Annotated in this window: 17 protein-coding genes; 12 read left to right on the top strand and 5 right to left on the bottom strand. The window is 32.6% G+C overall.

The annotated features are described in order from the left end of the window. The first annotated feature begins 47 nt into the window (after positions 1-47). The 6 genes from JE46_RS00950 (at position 48) to JE46_RS00930 (ending at position 3699) form a co-directional block, all read left to right on the top strand. Positions 48-338 (top strand): hypothetical protein, encoded by a 291-nt coding sequence (locus JE46_RS00950; protein ID WP_031453376.1) that lies wholly within the window; start codon positions 48-50, stop codon positions 336-338. Positions 339-429: 91 nt separating this feature from the next. Continuing rightward, entirely contained in the window at positions 430-1074 is a 645-nt protein-coding gene (locus JE46_RS00945) for a hypothetical protein (protein WP_157505844.1), read from the top strand. Between the two features lie 162 nt (positions 1075-1236). Then, complete coding sequence (locus JE46_RS00940) at positions 1237-1935, top strand: competence protein CoiA family protein (protein ID WP_051872777.1); 699 nt, start codon at positions 1237-1239, stop codon at positions 1933-1935. Then, positions 1910-2233 carry a helix-turn-helix domain-containing protein gene (locus JE46_RS24660; RefSeq protein ID WP_083480825.1) on the top strand — a complete coding sequence of 108 codons (324 nt, stop codon included), beginning with the start codon at positions 1910-1912 and terminating at the stop codon, positions 2231-2233. The genes JE46_RS00940 and JE46_RS24660 overlap by 26 nt, the downstream gene beginning before the upstream one ends. A gap of 521 nt (positions 2234-2754) precedes the next feature. Then, positions 2755-3309, top strand: a complete 555-nt coding sequence (locus JE46_RS00935; protein ID WP_236010798.1) for a helix-turn-helix domain-containing protein — start codon at positions 2755-2757, stop codon at positions 3307-3309. A 12-nt stretch (positions 3310-3321) separates the two neighbouring features. Beyond that, the gene (locus JE46_RS00930) at positions 3322-3699 is read left to right on the top strand and encodes a hypothetical protein (protein WP_031453373.1); all 378 of its coding nucleotides are present in this window, start codon (positions 3322-3324) and stop codon (positions 3697-3699) included. Here the strand turns inward: JE46_RS00930 and JE46_RS00925 are convergent. Further along, positions 3671-4336, bottom strand: a complete 666-nt coding sequence (locus JE46_RS00925; protein WP_031453372.1) for an IS6 family transposase — start codon at positions 4334-4336, stop codon at positions 3671-3673. The genes JE46_RS00930 and JE46_RS00925 overlap by 29 nt on opposite strands. A 17-nt stretch (positions 4337-4353) precedes the next feature. On the opposite strand from JE46_RS00925, the gene JE46_RS24705 reads away from it, so the two are divergent. The 3 genes from JE46_RS24705 (at position 4354) to JE46_RS00920 (ending at position 6223) form a co-directional block, all read left to right on the top strand. After that, the gene (locus tag JE46_RS24705; RefSeq protein WP_394332075.1) at positions 4354-4653 is read left to right on the top strand and encodes a CBS domain-containing protein; all 300 of its coding nucleotides are present in this window, start codon (positions 4354-4356) and stop codon (positions 4651-4653) included. Then, entirely contained in the window at positions 4634-4777 is a 144-nt protein-coding gene (locus JE46_RS24435; RefSeq protein WP_317041399.1) for a CBS domain-containing protein, read from the top strand. The genes JE46_RS24705 and JE46_RS24435 overlap by 20 nt, the downstream gene beginning before the upstream one ends. Positions 4778-4912: 135 nt before the next feature. After that, a complete protein-coding gene (locus JE46_RS00920) occupies positions 4913-6223 on the top strand; it encodes a DUF389 domain-containing protein (protein WP_031453371.1) in 1311 nt (436 codons plus the stop codon). On the opposite strand, the gene nhaA is transcribed toward JE46_RS00920, so the two are convergent. The 3 genes from nhaA to JE46_RS00905 form a co-directional block, all read right to left on the bottom strand. Then, positions 6220-7413 carry a Na+/H+ antiporter NhaA gene (nhaA, locus tag JE46_RS00915; protein WP_031453370.1) on the bottom strand — a complete coding sequence of 398 codons (1194 nt, stop codon included), beginning with the start codon at positions 7411-7413 and terminating at the stop codon, positions 6220-6222. The two genes, JE46_RS00920 and nhaA, sit on opposite strands and share 4 nt — an antisense overlap. 100 nt (positions 7414-7513) lie before the next feature. Continuing rightward, complete coding sequence (locus JE46_RS00910; RefSeq protein WP_031453369.1) at positions 7514-9025, bottom strand: glycoside hydrolase family protein; 1512 nt, start codon at positions 9023-9025, stop codon at positions 7514-7516. 7 nt (positions 9026-9032) lie between these two features. Further along, a complete protein-coding gene (locus JE46_RS00905) occupies positions 9033-11213 on the bottom strand; it encodes an HAD-IIB family hydrolase (RefSeq protein ID WP_031453368.1) in 2181 nt (726 codons plus the stop codon). Positions 11214-11833: 620 nt separating this feature from the next. Between JE46_RS00905 and JE46_RS00900 the strand changes: the two genes are divergently transcribed. From JE46_RS00900 to JE46_RS00885, 3 genes are all read left to right on the top strand, one after another. Then, a complete protein-coding gene (locus JE46_RS00900) occupies positions 11834-12709 on the top strand; it encodes a helix-turn-helix domain-containing protein (protein ID WP_031453367.1) in 876 nt (291 codons plus the stop codon). 154 nt (positions 12710-12863) lie between these two features. Continuing rightward, positions 12864-13529, top strand: coding sequence for a hypothetical protein (locus JE46_RS00890; RefSeq protein WP_157505842.1), 666 nt, complete (start codon positions 12864-12866; stop codon positions 13527-13529). A gap of 89 nt (positions 13530-13618) precedes the next feature. Further along, positions 13619-13963: a hypothetical protein gene (locus tag JE46_RS00885; protein WP_031453364.1), complete on the top strand. Its 345-nt coding sequence runs from the start codon at positions 13619-13621 to the stop codon at positions 13961-13963. Positions 13964-14100: 137 nt separating this feature from the next. On the opposite strand, the gene JE46_RS00880 is transcribed toward JE46_RS00885, so the two are convergent. After that, on the bottom strand, positions 14101-14433 hold the full coding sequence (locus JE46_RS00880; RefSeq protein WP_031453363.1) for a winged helix-turn-helix transcriptional regulator: 333 nt from the start codon (positions 14431-14433) through the stop codon (positions 14101-14103). Positions 14434-14437: the final 4 nt, after the last annotated feature.

Here is a 14437-nt window from a genome sequence, read left to right as displayed (position 1 = left end):
ACGTTAATAAGTGAATTTTAAAACAACCAATTTAAAATTAAAAACAAATGACAAAATGCAACTTCAATATCAATTTTACTGAACCTGTCGATAAACTTATCGAAAAAGCAAAAAATGGCATTACTTCAATTGGAGGCACCTTTGAAGGAAATATGAAAAAAGGAATTTACTCGATCCCTACACAAGCCGGAAAAGTTACAGGTAATTATTTGGTCAAAGAAAATTCCATTGTGTTTGAAATAATTGACAAACCAGCTTTAGTATCCTGCAAAAAAATTGAAAATGAACTAAGAAAGTATTTGAGTTCAACCTCAGAAGCATTGTTAAGCTTTGACTAGTGAATTACAAGAGCAAATTAATACCCATAAATTTGTAAACTCAAATTTAAACAGGAACATATGAACAGCTTCAACCTAAATTAAACCTATTATGAATCCCATTACAAAAAAAACTGAAAACATTAATGGAATAGAGTATTCATTCCACATTTCGACCGAGTCAGATCAAAAGCATATAAAAGGTTATATCCAATTGTTAAATTACGAAGACAGCTTTAGAAAATTAGAGAATCCGTCATTAGTGTTAAAGCGGATTTTGTATTATCATATCTACTCCGAAATGAAGAAATACATGGTAGTAAAAACAGCCAGTATCGAAAACGATACGGAATACCATGCGCTGTTCGAAATTGCCGATCTGAGTTTGAGCGGTAGCACAATTACAGAGACTGTTCAAACAGAAAACAATCAAGAAGTTACTTTATCGATGGCAACACTAGATTCATTTAAAGATTGTGAAGAGTCTATCCAGTCGCCTTTTGGAGGAAACTCAAGAACTCTTTTCGACGAAAACTCTCGAGACATAATGAACCTGTTTAGCAGTACAGTTCTTCATATTAAAATCAATGACCCAAACCATTCACAAAACTCATATTCAGCCATTATAGACAAAGCGGTGCAAACATTCAATGACAATAAATTTGGAAAAGCTTTTCTACCTATAGAAACCGAAAGAATGAATTGCAATCCAAAAGAAGTGCAAATAAAATATACCATAATGCCAAATGGTTCCTAAGAAAATAATCAGCTACAGATAGCTCTTAAATACACTCTCTCGTTGAGCATAAATTTGCGCTTTTATTTTTATAGAGAAAGCTTTAACTTAGCTACAAAACACAGTTGGAAGCTATAATGAATTCGCTTACAGGGAAAAATTAGATACAATAAACATTAAACTATGTCAGATTTTGCAGTAACAATTGATGGGGAAATTTTGGATTCAAATCTTTATGACGACGATTCCTGGCATGATTTTAAAAAGAATTATGGAATCGGAAATATAAAAATGATCTGTTGCGATGCTAATGCAATTCCTAAAACGAGCATAAAATTCAAAAGATTTTTTTCACACCAAAACGGAGAGTGCGCAACGGCGCCAGAAACAATTTGGCATAAGACTGCAAAAAAACTCATAATCAATCAATTGTCAAAAAAAGGAATCATGGCAGTTGAAGAAAAGATTGGATTTAAATGGATTGCAGATATATACTTTGAGTTCAATGGAAAAAAATATGCTATTGAAATTCAAAGATCTCCTCAAACTTTAGAAACCTATCTTGAAAGGCAGAAAAGATATAATAATTCCAATGTTGAGACAATTTGGCTATTAAAGCACCCTAGGTATAAAACTGTTACTAAAGCAATTGGTTATTATATCCTAAAAAAAGAATATGATAATAAATTCCCTTCCTGCGGTATAATGCCATCTCTAAAAAGCCTACCGATTTTTTATATTGATGAATTAGACTTTCAAATAAAAGGAGTTGGCAAATTTGATTATTCTATTCCAAATTTCATTTCAGCGGTAGTCGAAAATAAAATTATCTTCGATAGATGGTGGAAATTAGTAAATACTAACTCTACGAACGGTCTGTAAACCAATTACTCGGGTTTACAATAAATCGAACTTTTGTTTTAAGGATAGATCAATTGGAAAAATATCCCCTACTGAAGAAAGCCAAGATGAATTATTAAACATTCAAGAAACATCAAAACTTTTAAATCTATCGGTATCAACAATCTATAGTAAAGTATGTAGAAGAGAAATCCCAGTTAATAAACAAGGTAAACGCATTTATTTTTACAGACATGAATTGATGAAATGGATTAAGTCCGGTCGAATAAAAACTTCTTTAGAAACCCAAAATGATATTGAAAAAAGTTCAGAAATCTAATATCAACTTCAAGCTTTTGCCTTTTTAGTTTTAAACACTTTCACATTTAAATTTCTAAGATGTGACATTTTGCTTTATTATTTATTAGTATATCTATGTGAAAATAATACCGATAAATATATCAAAATTTATATTATTTTTGCACTAAACAACTCCCATGAGTTATGTTATCTTAATAAGGATATCTTTGTTTTATTTTGTGATATTTCGGCCAGATTTGTACCATTTTTGTACCATATAATCTGGAAACACCTGTAAACACTGGACTCTAATTTCTGCATCGGAAAATAGAGAGACAAAACATCACAAAACAAAAACAATTAAACGAGTTAAAATATTGTTTATCAATATTTTAACTCGTTTTTTATTAGCGTTTTATTTTTTATATTAGTTGATGTTTTGATTAAATTTGTACCGTTTTTGTACCTCGAAAACACGAGGTACAAAAAATATTTTTTTTTGCCAGATAATGGCACGCAGAGACACACATAGTCACAGTGGGACACTTAAAGTCACATTCTATGAGTTCAAACATTAAGATTAACAGAATCTGCGAATTCTGTAAAAATGAATTTACAGCCCGCACCACAAAAACGCTTTATTGCTCTCTTAAATGCAGTAGCAGAGCCTACAAAGCAAGAACAAGGAAGTCCAAAATTGAAGAGAGCAACAGGCAGACCGAAATTGCCAAAAAACCGGATCTTGAAATTGCAAAAACTAAAGATTTCATCAGTATCAAACAGGCTGGCCTCCTATACGGAATCAGCAGAAGGACTATCTACAGGATAATTTCCAGAGGAGAGCTTGATATAGCAAAATTTGGAACAAGGACAGTAATCAGAAGATCTGATATGGACGGATTTTTTACGATTCCTTTACAGGAATCTATGCTACGTCCTGTTCAGGAATTTCCGGGATTAGAACAATGCTATACCATAACGCAAATACAGCAGAAATTTTCCATTTCCCCCGGAGCCTTATACATGCTCATACAAAGAAATGGAATCGTTAAATATGCCGTCGGCAAATTTAACTACGTAGCGCGTAGCGAAAAAAGATATAGATATTATATTTAATGTGAGAGATTTATGAGAAGGACCAATATAACACTAAGAAAAAAGAAAATTAGCAATGGGAAAATTTCACTTTATCTTGATTTTTATCCTCCTATAAAAAGTTTAACATCCGATAAACCATCAAGGCGCGAGTTTTTAAAATTGTATTTATTTGAAAGACCCAGTAATCAAATACAAAAAATATCCAATGCTGAAAATATAAATACGGCAAATCTCATTCTTATCAGAAGGCAAAATGAACTTAGCAAGTATGATATTTACTCCACTTTTGAAAAAGAACAATTAGAGTTAAAAAAAATAGGAGAAGAAGGTTCTGTCGCATCTGTCAGAATAAAATATAAGTTTTTAAATGATTTAAAAGTTAAACTGCCAATTTACAAAATGATTTAAACATAGTTATCCCTGGTCTAACCATTTGATTCTTTCTCAGCATATGCACAACTTCAATTCCGCTCAATGTTCGTCTGGCCGATTCAAAACTTTTAAAACCTAATCCGTTTTGTATACGCCACTTTATAAAACGATGATCCTGTTCTACAATATTGTTGAGATATTTACACTGCCGGATTTTAATCTTTGAGAATGAACGTTTATTATATACTTTGATCGCTGCGTTATTAGAACCGCTTTTATCAATGTTCATTACTCTTGGCCGGTAATTATTAGCAATTGCTTTAATTAGAAATGACTGAGCACTCATTCTTTGTCTTTTTCTGGTCAAAAGAAAGTCAACCGTATTGCCTAATTTATCTACTGCTCGATATAAATAACACCAAATGCCTTTTACTTTGATGTAGGTCTCATCCAATCTCCAACTCGCCCCCACTCTGCCTTTTCTCTTCCTAATCTCTGCCTCAAGCAAAAGTGCAAACTTATAAACCCAACGCTGAATCGTGGCATGATCCACAATGACTCCTCTAATCTTCATTAGTTCTTCAACATCCCGATAACTAAGTGTAAATCTTAGCTTGAAATATACTGCCTGAAGAATTATGTATTTTGGATAACAATAACCTTTAGTATTCATCTTTTGATCGGTTTAAAATTCTAAAGATAAAAGTTATTCCCAGATGCGACAGAACCAAGAATCTGGCCCGTAAAGGAAATGTTTTTACCAGTAACAAGGACACTAATATTCTCTGCAAACTTGAAATTGAGGATCTTGTAAAAAAAGATTACCTCAATGTAGGAGCCAATCAGGATCTCGAGAATGTAGCCGAACTTTTAGCCCACTCAGACCAAGTGATTTTTGGTGTTGTCAGTGATGATAATGAATTGGAAGGACTGGTATATTTCAATGATATTCGGGAAGTGATTTTTGAGCATGGAAACCGTGATGAATAAGTTTGAAAAAAGTAATAAAGTTTTCCTGCCAGTGCTGAAAAACGGGAAATATTACGGTTTTATCACCAAGTCAGATGTGTTGGAGTCTTATAGGAATAGGCTGAAATCGATGATTTTTGAATAAAATATTTTTCCAGCAAATAATTAAATTCAAATTTTCATTTACCTGGTTTCACTTAACACTCAATAAAATTAGTCTTATCTTAGCAATACAAGGCTATAATAAGGCATCAAAAAATAGCAACTAATTTTATAAATTATGAGAAAAGTTACAGATTTACTAAACCTTCGGGATGGAGAAGATGACAGGGCTAAAACATTAGAGGCCATAAAGAAGAACATAACCTTCAAAGGTGCAAATCTTTGGATCTTGGCCTGCGCCATAATTGTTGCCTCCGTTGGGCTAAATGTAAACTCAACTGCAGTTATTATTGGAGCAATGCTGATATCCCCACTTATGGGACCAATTGTAGGAGCTGGTTTTGCACTTGGCATTTATGATTTTTCATTACTTAAAAAATCACTTAACAACCTGCTTATCGCCACTGTGGTAAGTCTGGCAGTGTCAACCTTATATTTTTACCTCAGTCCCTTCAAGGATGTCCAGTCTGAATTGCTAGCCAGAACATCCCCTAATATTTATGATATTCTGATTGCTTTTTTTGGAGGTGTTGTCGGGGTTATTGCAGTGACAAGATCAGAAAAAGGAAATCCTATTCCAGGAGTTGCTATTGCAACTGCACTTATGCCACCATTATGTACTGCAGGGTATGGCTTGGCTACAGCGCAATGGACGTTCTTCGTAGGAGCCTTTTATCTCTATTGCATCAATTGCGTATTTATAGGAATTGCAACATTTTTAATTATTAAATACCTTAATTATCCAGCAGTTAAACAGGTTGATGAAAAACATCAAAAACGAGTAAAGTATACCATAGCTTTTTTAATTACCGTAATGCTTGTACCCAGCAGTTATCTTGCTTACTCGCTCTACAGGGAACAGCAGTTTAAAAAAAACATAGATCTTTTCATTGAAAATGAATTCGTAGATAAAGGATACACCATTGTCTACAAAAAGACCAACTTTAATGCTAAAACCAAAAAACTAGAACTCGCTTTCCTATCAAGGCGTTTTTCTTCATTAGAAATAAAAGATCTTACCAACAGGTTAAACCATAATAAATACCTGAACGGCACACAACTGCAGATTCGACAAGACAGTACTGATCGTTACAATGCACTAAAAGGAGATATCCTTAATCAGATTAAAAGTAGTGAAAACGAAATGAATGTTAAAGATATTAAGATCATGCAACTGGAGAAGGAACTGACTAAAAATAAATTTGACAACCGTCAGATTTTAAAAGAGACAAGAGTTTTATTTCCAATAATTAGCTCACTTTCCATCACTAAGAGTACTTTTATCAATCAAAACGACAGTACCACTACCATAACGGCTGTTATCTATGATGCATCCAAAAATCTTAATAAAGCTGAAAATGAAAAATTACAAAAATGGCTTAATGAAAGATTATCCGTTAAAGATGTAGAACTTTTCAGGAAACCTTAGTGATCCTGAAAAGTCTTTTTTTCCTTTTTATTGTACAAACTCAAAATACAAAATCCTGAAATACCGGCTATTGTAGAGGCGATTAGTATCGCAAATTTGGCTTCATTCTGATGCAGTACATCACCAAAGGATAATAAAGCAATAAAGATGGACATTGTAAAACCAATTCCTCCCAATAATCCAAGTCCTAAGACATGCATCCATGTAGTCGATTCCGGAAGTGTGGCAATTTTTAATTTAACCGATAACCATGACATCACCAAGATTCCAATGGGTTTCCCTAGAAATAATCCCAGAACTATACCTAATCCCAGATTACTGAAAAGTCCTTCTATCATAGTAGATTCAAAAGTTATATTCGTATTGACAAGCGCAAAAATAGGCATGATTATAAAATTAACCGGACGAGTCAGGGCATGTTCCAATTTTTCAAGCGTTGATTCTGTATCATCTTCGTTTGTCGGAATTGTCATGGCTACCAGTACACCGGCTATTGTGGCATGGATCCCTGAGTGATGGATAAAATACCAGATAACAAAACCCGGTATCAGATAAAAAAACAGGTTTTTAATACCAAATCGATTAAAGATAATCAACATTATAAATAACGCTCCGGCATATCCTAAATAGAGAAAATTCAATTCTGAAGAATAAAATATCGCAATCACTAAAATCGCAATAAGATCATCTACTATAGCCAGCGCAGCCAGAAATATTTTAAGCCCTGAAGGAACTTTACTGCCCAAAAGTGATAAAATTCCGAGTGCAAAAGCAATATCAGTGGCCATAGGAATTCCCCAGCCTTTTGCAGTCATCGAATTCCCGCCGTTAAAAAATGCATAAATCAGCGCAGGAACGATTACTCCTCCAACTGCTGCAAGTACAGGTAAAGCCGCCTGAGAAAATGACGACAACTCACCTTCAATTATTTCCCTTTTTATTTCCAATCCTACAAGGAGAAAGAAAATAGCCATCAATCCATCGTTTATCCATAATAAAACAGGGTAACAAAGGTGAACACTATCAGTATTAAAGCCCAGGTTCAAATTAAGAATTTCCTTAAAGCTATCTGACCACCCAGAATTAGCAATAAAGAGTGATATTATTACAAAGATTAATAATATGATTCCACCTGAAGAAGATGAACGAAAAAAATGAGAGAATACTTTAAGATTTATAAGTTTTGTCATAAATACAAATTTAGCTTTTCAAAATTGTCCCTGCAACTATTACATTCAGGAAAAATTGCATTGGAATTCAAAAAATCAGATATTTAAAAAAAATTAATTGTTATGCTTGCGTTATTTTATTATATTCATCAAGTGCTTTGTTAGGATCTGCTGTAGCATATTCATTTTCCGGCTCAGGAATTACATGAATTTTTGAATCACTCAGCGATACTATAGCTGAACAAACATATACCCCAATCTTGCCATCATTATATTTAAAGTCCAACAACGTTAATTTCACAACTTCATTTATAGAAAGCTCATAATAATTTCCGTAACGGATAATCTTAAAATAAATTTCTTTGCTTTCTACTATTTCAAATTGATTGGTTTGAATATTTTCAAAAACAAAATTGTTCTTTACATCCTTTTCATTAAATCCCCAAGCCCTGAATTGAACAAAACCATTTACAAAATCAATTGATATGTAATAGGCTGTCCCCTCTTCATCACATTCAATAACAAAACCAGTTTTCCCCATTCCTTCAACAGCTAATTTTCCTTCCCAAACAAAATTCTCAGAAGGTTTTTCAAAACAAAAAACTTCGTATCCACTTCTGCAGCCAAATCGCCATTTACTTTCATTTTCTAATTCAAAATTTGCCGAGGGATTTCCTAAAACAGGAATCGGAACATGTAAGTTTTTTTGAAGAATTGTTCTTTGGTACAGCGTTTTCCAATGATGATACGTTTTTAATAATAATCTTCCGTTACTATCAACATCGAGTCGTTTTGGAGGTGGAATTACACGAAGGGTGTTGACATTTCCACCCACAAAATAAAAATTGTAGATTAAATAATTGTCTCCATCCTTTACAATTCTTGCTGCATAATTACCTTGTGGAAGCAGCACATTATTATGAAAAGCATGATATTCTCCTTTAAAATCGGGTGAGAACCAATAGCGAACCTTTATATCTTCGCGAATGGACCCCAATAAATAATGCATACCTTTTATTTCTACAACGCAAGGACATTCAATATCATCATAAACATAAGCTACATGCAATGGCTTTTGAAGTACAAAACCCTTCTCTTCCCTTTTTGCCACACCAATACAGCCTCTTCTATACGTAGGTCCAACTGCACTGCGGGCACATATCAGTAAATAATCATTCCCTTCAAACTGATATTTAAAAGGATCCCTAAAACTAAGCCATTCTCGCGGGTTGTTATCTCTGCTTTCATAATAGGGAGCATTACTTTTTAATGGTAAACCATATTGATTATCTTTTGTCCACTGAATTAAGTCAGGAGAAACTGCCCTACCAATTTTTTGCATGATTCCTTTGTCCTTCCGTTTTAAACCTGTGTAGTACATTTCATATCCTCGCCCATCAGAGTTTTTACTAACATGCATCGTCCACAACATGTCATCATCCCACTCCCCAGGATCCCCTACAAACAAAGCATTTTTTACTCTTTTCCATGAAAGACCGTCTTTTGATACGGCATGTGCAATGTAATCGTGATTGGGAATAATCAAATGAAATAAATGATGGACTCCATTTTCGTCTATAAAGACATCAACATCGCCAATTTCCCAATTACTAAAACCTGAACCTGAATACATATTTAACCTATTTAATTATTTTATAATATTTTAATCCTTCTAAAATACCGGAAGAAGCAGAGTCTTTGGCTACATAAATAGTTTTTGTCGTTTCATAATTGGCAAGTTCTACACTGCGATTTCCTACTATGATTCCTTTGATGGCGCCTCTGAACATATCGACATCATTTCCAGAATCGCCCGCCGCAATTACACTCGATAAAGGAATATTCCATTTACGGCATAAAAATTTAATTGCGTTTCCTTTTGACGCTCTTTTAGGGATAAAGTCAAGAAACTCATTATGGCTTGGAATAATATTTACTTTGTACCATCCACTTCCTAAAACTGTGATCAACTCGTCATGATTGTATTTTTCCTGATCATAATAATAAGAAATTTTAAAGGGGTTTTGTGCTTCGGCTTCCTGCAATCGCATCCAGGGAATATTTTTTAAACGATTGGCAATATCTTCCCTCTTCCATCGTCCTGCCAAAAATGTAGCCCAGCCTTTGTCTAAAATATAATCTTTACCATTGGTGTAATAAATTTCAGTTCCCACCGAGCAAATAATAAAATCTGGCTGCGGAAAGTTTTCCTCAACAATAACTTTTTTCACTAAGTCTAAATTTCTTCCTGATGCCAGGGCAAATGCCATTTTTTCATTGCGATTAATCAAATGCTCTTTTAATTCTTTCAGTCCGGGATTATTTAACTTTGGCTCAATGAGAGTTCCGTCAATATCAGTTACCAGTAAATTTTCTACCTTCCTTTTTAATCGGTCTATGTTTATATTTGGGTAATGCTGTTTTTTGATTCCTGAACCAGACGATAAGGAAAGATTTTCGTTTACATAATCAATATATTGATTAACGTGACTCAGCCAGCTATAATGTTTTTGAATATTAATTGCTCCATTATTTGAATAATATTTCCATTGACTTTCATTTGTTAAAATCTTTCGCAATGCCTTTTTGATTTCATTTTCATCTAATGGATTTACCAATTCTCCGTTTTGGCAAGTCGGAATGATTTCAGAAGGACCACCATTTTTTGTAACCACAACTGGAAGACCAGAACTTGCAGATTCAATAACGGTTAAGCCGAAATTTTCATGCAAAGCTAAATTTATAAAAACACCTCTTTTTTCGGCTGCATATCGGTAAATAATCGAAACTTCATTTTCTACATCATGCTTTTTAGGGATTGCCATTTTTCCGTACAAATCGTATTTATCCATTAAAAGCAAAAGATCGGTCAAAACGTCTTTTTCTGATTCCGGCATTTGCAAAATATCTTTTCTGATTCCGGCAAAAATGACCAGATTGGCTATACTTTGCAGTTCCTTATCTTTGCCGTAAACTTCAATAAGAGTGTGTAAATTTTTATGACGATCAGGTCTGGAAAGTGCCAAAATAAAAGGTTTATGAGGATTTATTAAAAACTTGGAAATAGTTTCTGCTACCCAGTATTTTCTTTGTTCCTCTTCCATTTGCTTATCAGAATCTTGTTCCCGATGATAGTAAGGAACAAATTTACGAGTGTCAATTCCCGGAGAAATGGCGTGGTATTTTGCTAAATCAAAATTTTTATAAGGTTTATAGGTTTCAATCTCCTGTTCTGTAGAAGTAACAATAAATTCAGACAATTCTAAAGTTCTTTCTTCAGCACTAATTCTTTGTTTAAACTTAAATTTTTTTTCAATTTCTTCTTCACTCAAACCACTTTCGAGCAACTTTTTCCTTTTGTAAAAACCTAATGAATGTCCTGTGTGAGCAAAAGGAACATTTAGTATTGTCGATAATTCACTTGCTACATATCCTGCATCGCCATAATGGGAATGAATCCAGTTTGGGAATATATTGTGAAGTTTAATATGCTGTACAATTCCGTTTACAAAAGTGTCTAAACCTTCCCACAATTGTTCTTTTGCCTTGTATTTTTTTCCTAAAAAAGGAATTCGCCTAATATCTAATTTATCATTGATAATTTCAATAGGCACTGCATATTCAGGCGAAATATTTGAGTCATCAATTAGTCTTGTAAATAAATGAACATGTTCTACATCTTTATGTTTTGATAAAAATTCTGCAAGTTCATACACATACTTTGTTTGTCCACCATTATCGGCATCTCTACCAATCTCCAGACCAGAACCTTTTAAAAGTCCGTGAACATTGATTAGTGAAATTCGTAATTTTGTCATCATCTTTTATTTGTTAGATTTTTAAGATACAAAAAAAGAAAATGTTTTAGGCCAAATACTCATGAAATAAGGCGTTTATTAACATTTTATTATTAAACTATAAGAAAGAAAAAGATAGAATTCTCTTTCAGAAAAAAGAGTATTAAATGATTTACTTTTTGATTTCGACAACTTGATTCTTAATGATCATATCAAACCTAATAAAGTTTCAAGAGACTGCTTTAAATAAGAATTACTTGGTTTAACAACATGAATTCGTTCTAAAATGTAAATAATCGTTTTGAAATTAAACTAAAAATAGAAGACATAAAAAGGCCCTCATCTTTTTTAAGAAAGATGAGGGCAAAAACTTTTTGAAAAGGTTTAGGAAATAAAAATTAACCTATTCTTATTGTAGTAAAAGAGAATACTATCTTAACTTTTTCTCGCGTTTTTGTTTGCATATCCAATCATCTATTGATTAATTTCTTAATGTCAATTTCTTACGCATAATCTGGCTTTAAATAACTATTTTTACCAACTTATATTGGATTTGTATTGATGGTTCGCCTACAAAAATGATTTGGTTAACCTTCTTCGATTTTATATATCCGCATGTAAATAATGCGGAAAATCAGTTAACAATGAAGACATTTAAATTCTTAAAAAACAAGTATGATGTTGAGCTCCTAATTGATATAGGCACTTATAAAGACATTCCATATTATTTTTTTGAAAGTGAACTTCATCATACAGATTTTTACGAACTTATATTTTTCTCTAAAGGAAATGGCTATTTAGAACTTGATCAGCAAAGAATTGAAGTTTCAGATAATACAGTCATTTTTATTTCTCCATTTCAAAAACGAAGATGGTTTTTGGACAATACTAAAGTTGAATGTTATTTCTTGTTTTTCCAGGACAGCTTTCTGTCTAATTTCTTCTCAGATAAATTATTCTCCTTCAGACTACAGTTTTTTTACAACAAAACCAAACCGCTCTATCTAAAGGCGGATGACGACTTCTTTTTACAGTTGGTGAATATAATTCAGGAGCTGCTCAGTGAAATAAAAACATTCAAATCAGATAGCGAACATATTATAAGAGCACTGTTGTACTTTATATTGATTAAACTCAATCGAGCCTATGCGCAACATTACCTTCTGTCTTCAGAAACTGAAAATAATAACATAGCCTATATGTTTAAAGAGATTTTACAAAATGAGGTCTGTAAAATAAGAAACATCGACTATTACGCCCAACAGTTAGGTATCAGTAGAGTAACATTAAATAAATGCATTAAAAAGCAGTTTGGGGTTACCGTTTCTGAAATGGTAAATGAATTTATACTCTTTGAAATAAAGTCTCTGCTATCTTATACTAAGCTTAATGTAAATGAAATTTCGGACCTATTACAATTCTCTCAGGCAAATCATTTAACGCGTTTCTTCAAGGCGCAAACAGGAATTTCTCCAAAAGAATTCAGAAACGCTTATCAAAATGGTAGTTCTGTTATCTAACTGGTAATTATTCTTTTTTACATGTATGCTATTTTTGTACTTGAGAATATTTTTCTTCGAACAACAGAGGCATTCCTTATTGAAATCACTAGAGAAAAGCAATCTATTCTAAGCAGCAATCAATCAAATATCATACAATTAAAACAGAATTTAAATGAAAAAGCAAACCAAATTTACATATATATTTACTTTGATATTGCTCCCATGCTTTATATTCGGACAACGACAACAAGCTATTGATCTCGCTAATTTGTACAAAAAAGGAAAGCTTAAATCAGTAAATAGAGAGATCAAAATCGTTTCGGGTGATAGTGGAGGTTACCTGAAAATATTGGAAAACAAAAAAGAAGGCATCATATGGCTGCCTGTTAATGACTTTAAAAACGGTACAATAGAAATTGAAATGCGGGGAAAGGACGTTTTTCAACGAAGTTTTATCGGGATCGCCTTTCACGGTGTTGATGATATTAATTATGATGCTGTTTATTGTCGTCCTTTCAATTTTTTCGCTAAAGATTCTGTTAGAAGAATTCATGCTGTGCAATACATTTCACATCCTGATTTTACGTGGGAAAAATTGAGAAATGAAAGGAATGCGGTTTTCGAGAAAGAAATCATCAATCCACCAAACCCTAATGATTGGTTCACAATGAAATTAGTAATTGAAAGCACAAATATTAAAGTGTACATAAACAATGCAATTCAGCCTTCACTGATAGTCGAAAAACTCAACAATCGAACATCTGGAAAAATAGGGTTATTTACAGGAGATAGCAGTGGAGGAGATTTTAAAATCATTAAGATAAATTATAAAAAATAAAAACACTGCTAAATCGTTGTCGATAAAGTTTCATCTACAAAAAACTGAAATAAATATTGAATTAATAATAAACAAAGTATACTATTATTATGAAAAGAATACTTGTAATTATGTTGCTTTCTATTCTCCTTTTTGCTGCTCAATCACTGAAGGGAACTTTTACCATCTGGGGAAGGATTGTAGATAATGAATTTAGTCCTATTGAATCATTTTCGATTAAGATTTTTGAGCTTAATACTTTTACAAATCAAAAAAAAATAATCCAAAATTTTAAAGTCAGAGATAATAATGGAGAATTTTTAATAAAAAACCTTAACTCAGAAACTTATCTTATTGAAGTTACAGTTGTAAATTATACGAGGTACAGCATCATAAAAACAGTTGTAAATAAAAACGAATCAGTTGGAGAAATCGTTTTACAAAATACTTGGTAATAATGAGTATTTTAACCAATTATTAAATGAGAAAAGAGAGTCTGTAATACGACTAAGAAGATTCAAAGAATAAATTACACTTAAAATGCTTAATTTTATGAATAAATAATAATAATATTTAATTCAACAAAACTAAACTAAACTAAGTTTTCTAATCCAAAAGCAGCTATTTGATCAATAATTGGCAAAGTCTTTAAACCCAGTTCTGTCAAAGAATATTCGACTCTTGGCGGGATTTCGGGATAAGCTTTTTTATTGACCAGTTTGTTTTCTACCAGAGCATTCAATTCCTGAATCAGCATTTTTTCACTAATACCCACAACAGCTCTTTTAAGTTCCCCATACCTAATGGTCCTTGTATTGATCTGATACAGAATCATCATTGTCCACTTTCCTCCCAATAAGCCTAATGATTTTTTTACCGGGCAGTTTTCATCACAGGCATTAATTATTTTTATATTTTTTTCCATTGAT

Source organism: Flavobacterium chungangense LMG 26729 (assembly GCF_000735715.2).
Lineage (GTDB): Bacteria > Bacteroidota > Bacteroidia > Flavobacteriales > Flavobacteriaceae > Flavobacterium > Flavobacterium chungangense.
The sequence above is the reverse complement of the archived record's forward strand: the minus strand, read 5'-3'. Positions and strand labels throughout refer to the sequence as shown.

Bases quoted from the DNA above. Each gene is read 5' to 3' on its own strand.
- JE46_RS00900 (WP_031453367.1), top strand. From the start codon at position 11,834: ATGAAGACATTTAAATTCTTAAAAAACAAGTATGATGTTGAGCTCCTA.
- JE46_RS00880 (WP_031453363.1), bottom strand. From the start codon at position 14,433: ATGGAAAAAAATATAAAAATAATTAATGCCTGTGATGAAAACTGCCCG.
- JE46_RS00920 (WP_031453371.1), top strand. From the start codon at position 4,913: ATGAGAAAAGTTACAGATTTACTAAACCTTCGGGATGGAGAAGATGAC.
- JE46_RS00885 (WP_031453364.1), top strand. From the start codon at position 13,619: ATGAAAAGAATACTTGTAATTATGTTGCTTTCTATTCTCCTTTTTGCT.
- nhaA (WP_031453370.1), bottom strand. From the start codon at position 7,413: ATGACAAAACTTATAAATCTTAAAGTATTCTCTCATTTTTTTCGTTCA.
- JE46_RS00905 (WP_031453368.1), bottom strand. From the start codon at position 11,213: ATGATGACAAAATTACGAATTTCACTAATCAATGTTCACGGACTTTTA.
- JE46_RS00910 (WP_031453369.1), bottom strand. From the start codon at position 9,025: ATGTATTCAGGTTCAGGTTTTAGTAATTGGGAAATTGGCGATGTTGAT.
- JE46_RS24435 (WP_317041399.1), top strand. From the start codon at position 4,634: ATGGAAACCGTGATGAATAAGTTTGAAAAAAGTAATAAAGTTTTCCTG.
- JE46_RS00950 (WP_031453376.1), top strand. From the start codon at position 48: ATGACAAAATGCAACTTCAATATCAATTTTACTGAACCTGTCGATAAA.
- JE46_RS00930 (WP_031453373.1), top strand. From the start codon at position 3,322: ATGAGAAGGACCAATATAACACTAAGAAAAAAGAAAATTAGCAATGGG.
- JE46_RS00935 (WP_236010798.1), top strand. From the start codon at position 2,755: ATGAGTTCAAACATTAAGATTAACAGAATCTGCGAATTCTGTAAAAAT.
- JE46_RS00925 (WP_031453372.1), bottom strand. From the start codon at position 4,336: ATGAATACTAAAGGTTATTGTTATCCAAAATACATAATTCTTCAGGCA.
- JE46_RS00945 (WP_157505844.1), top strand. From the start codon at position 430: ATGAATCCCATTACAAAAAAAACTGAAAACATTAATGGAATAGAGTAT.
- JE46_RS00940 (WP_051872777.1), top strand. From the start codon at position 1,237: ATGTCAGATTTTGCAGTAACAATTGATGGGGAAATTTTGGATTCAAAT.
- JE46_RS00890 (WP_157505842.1), top strand. From the start codon at position 12,864: ATGAAAAAGCAAACCAAATTTACATATATATTTACTTTGATATTGCTC.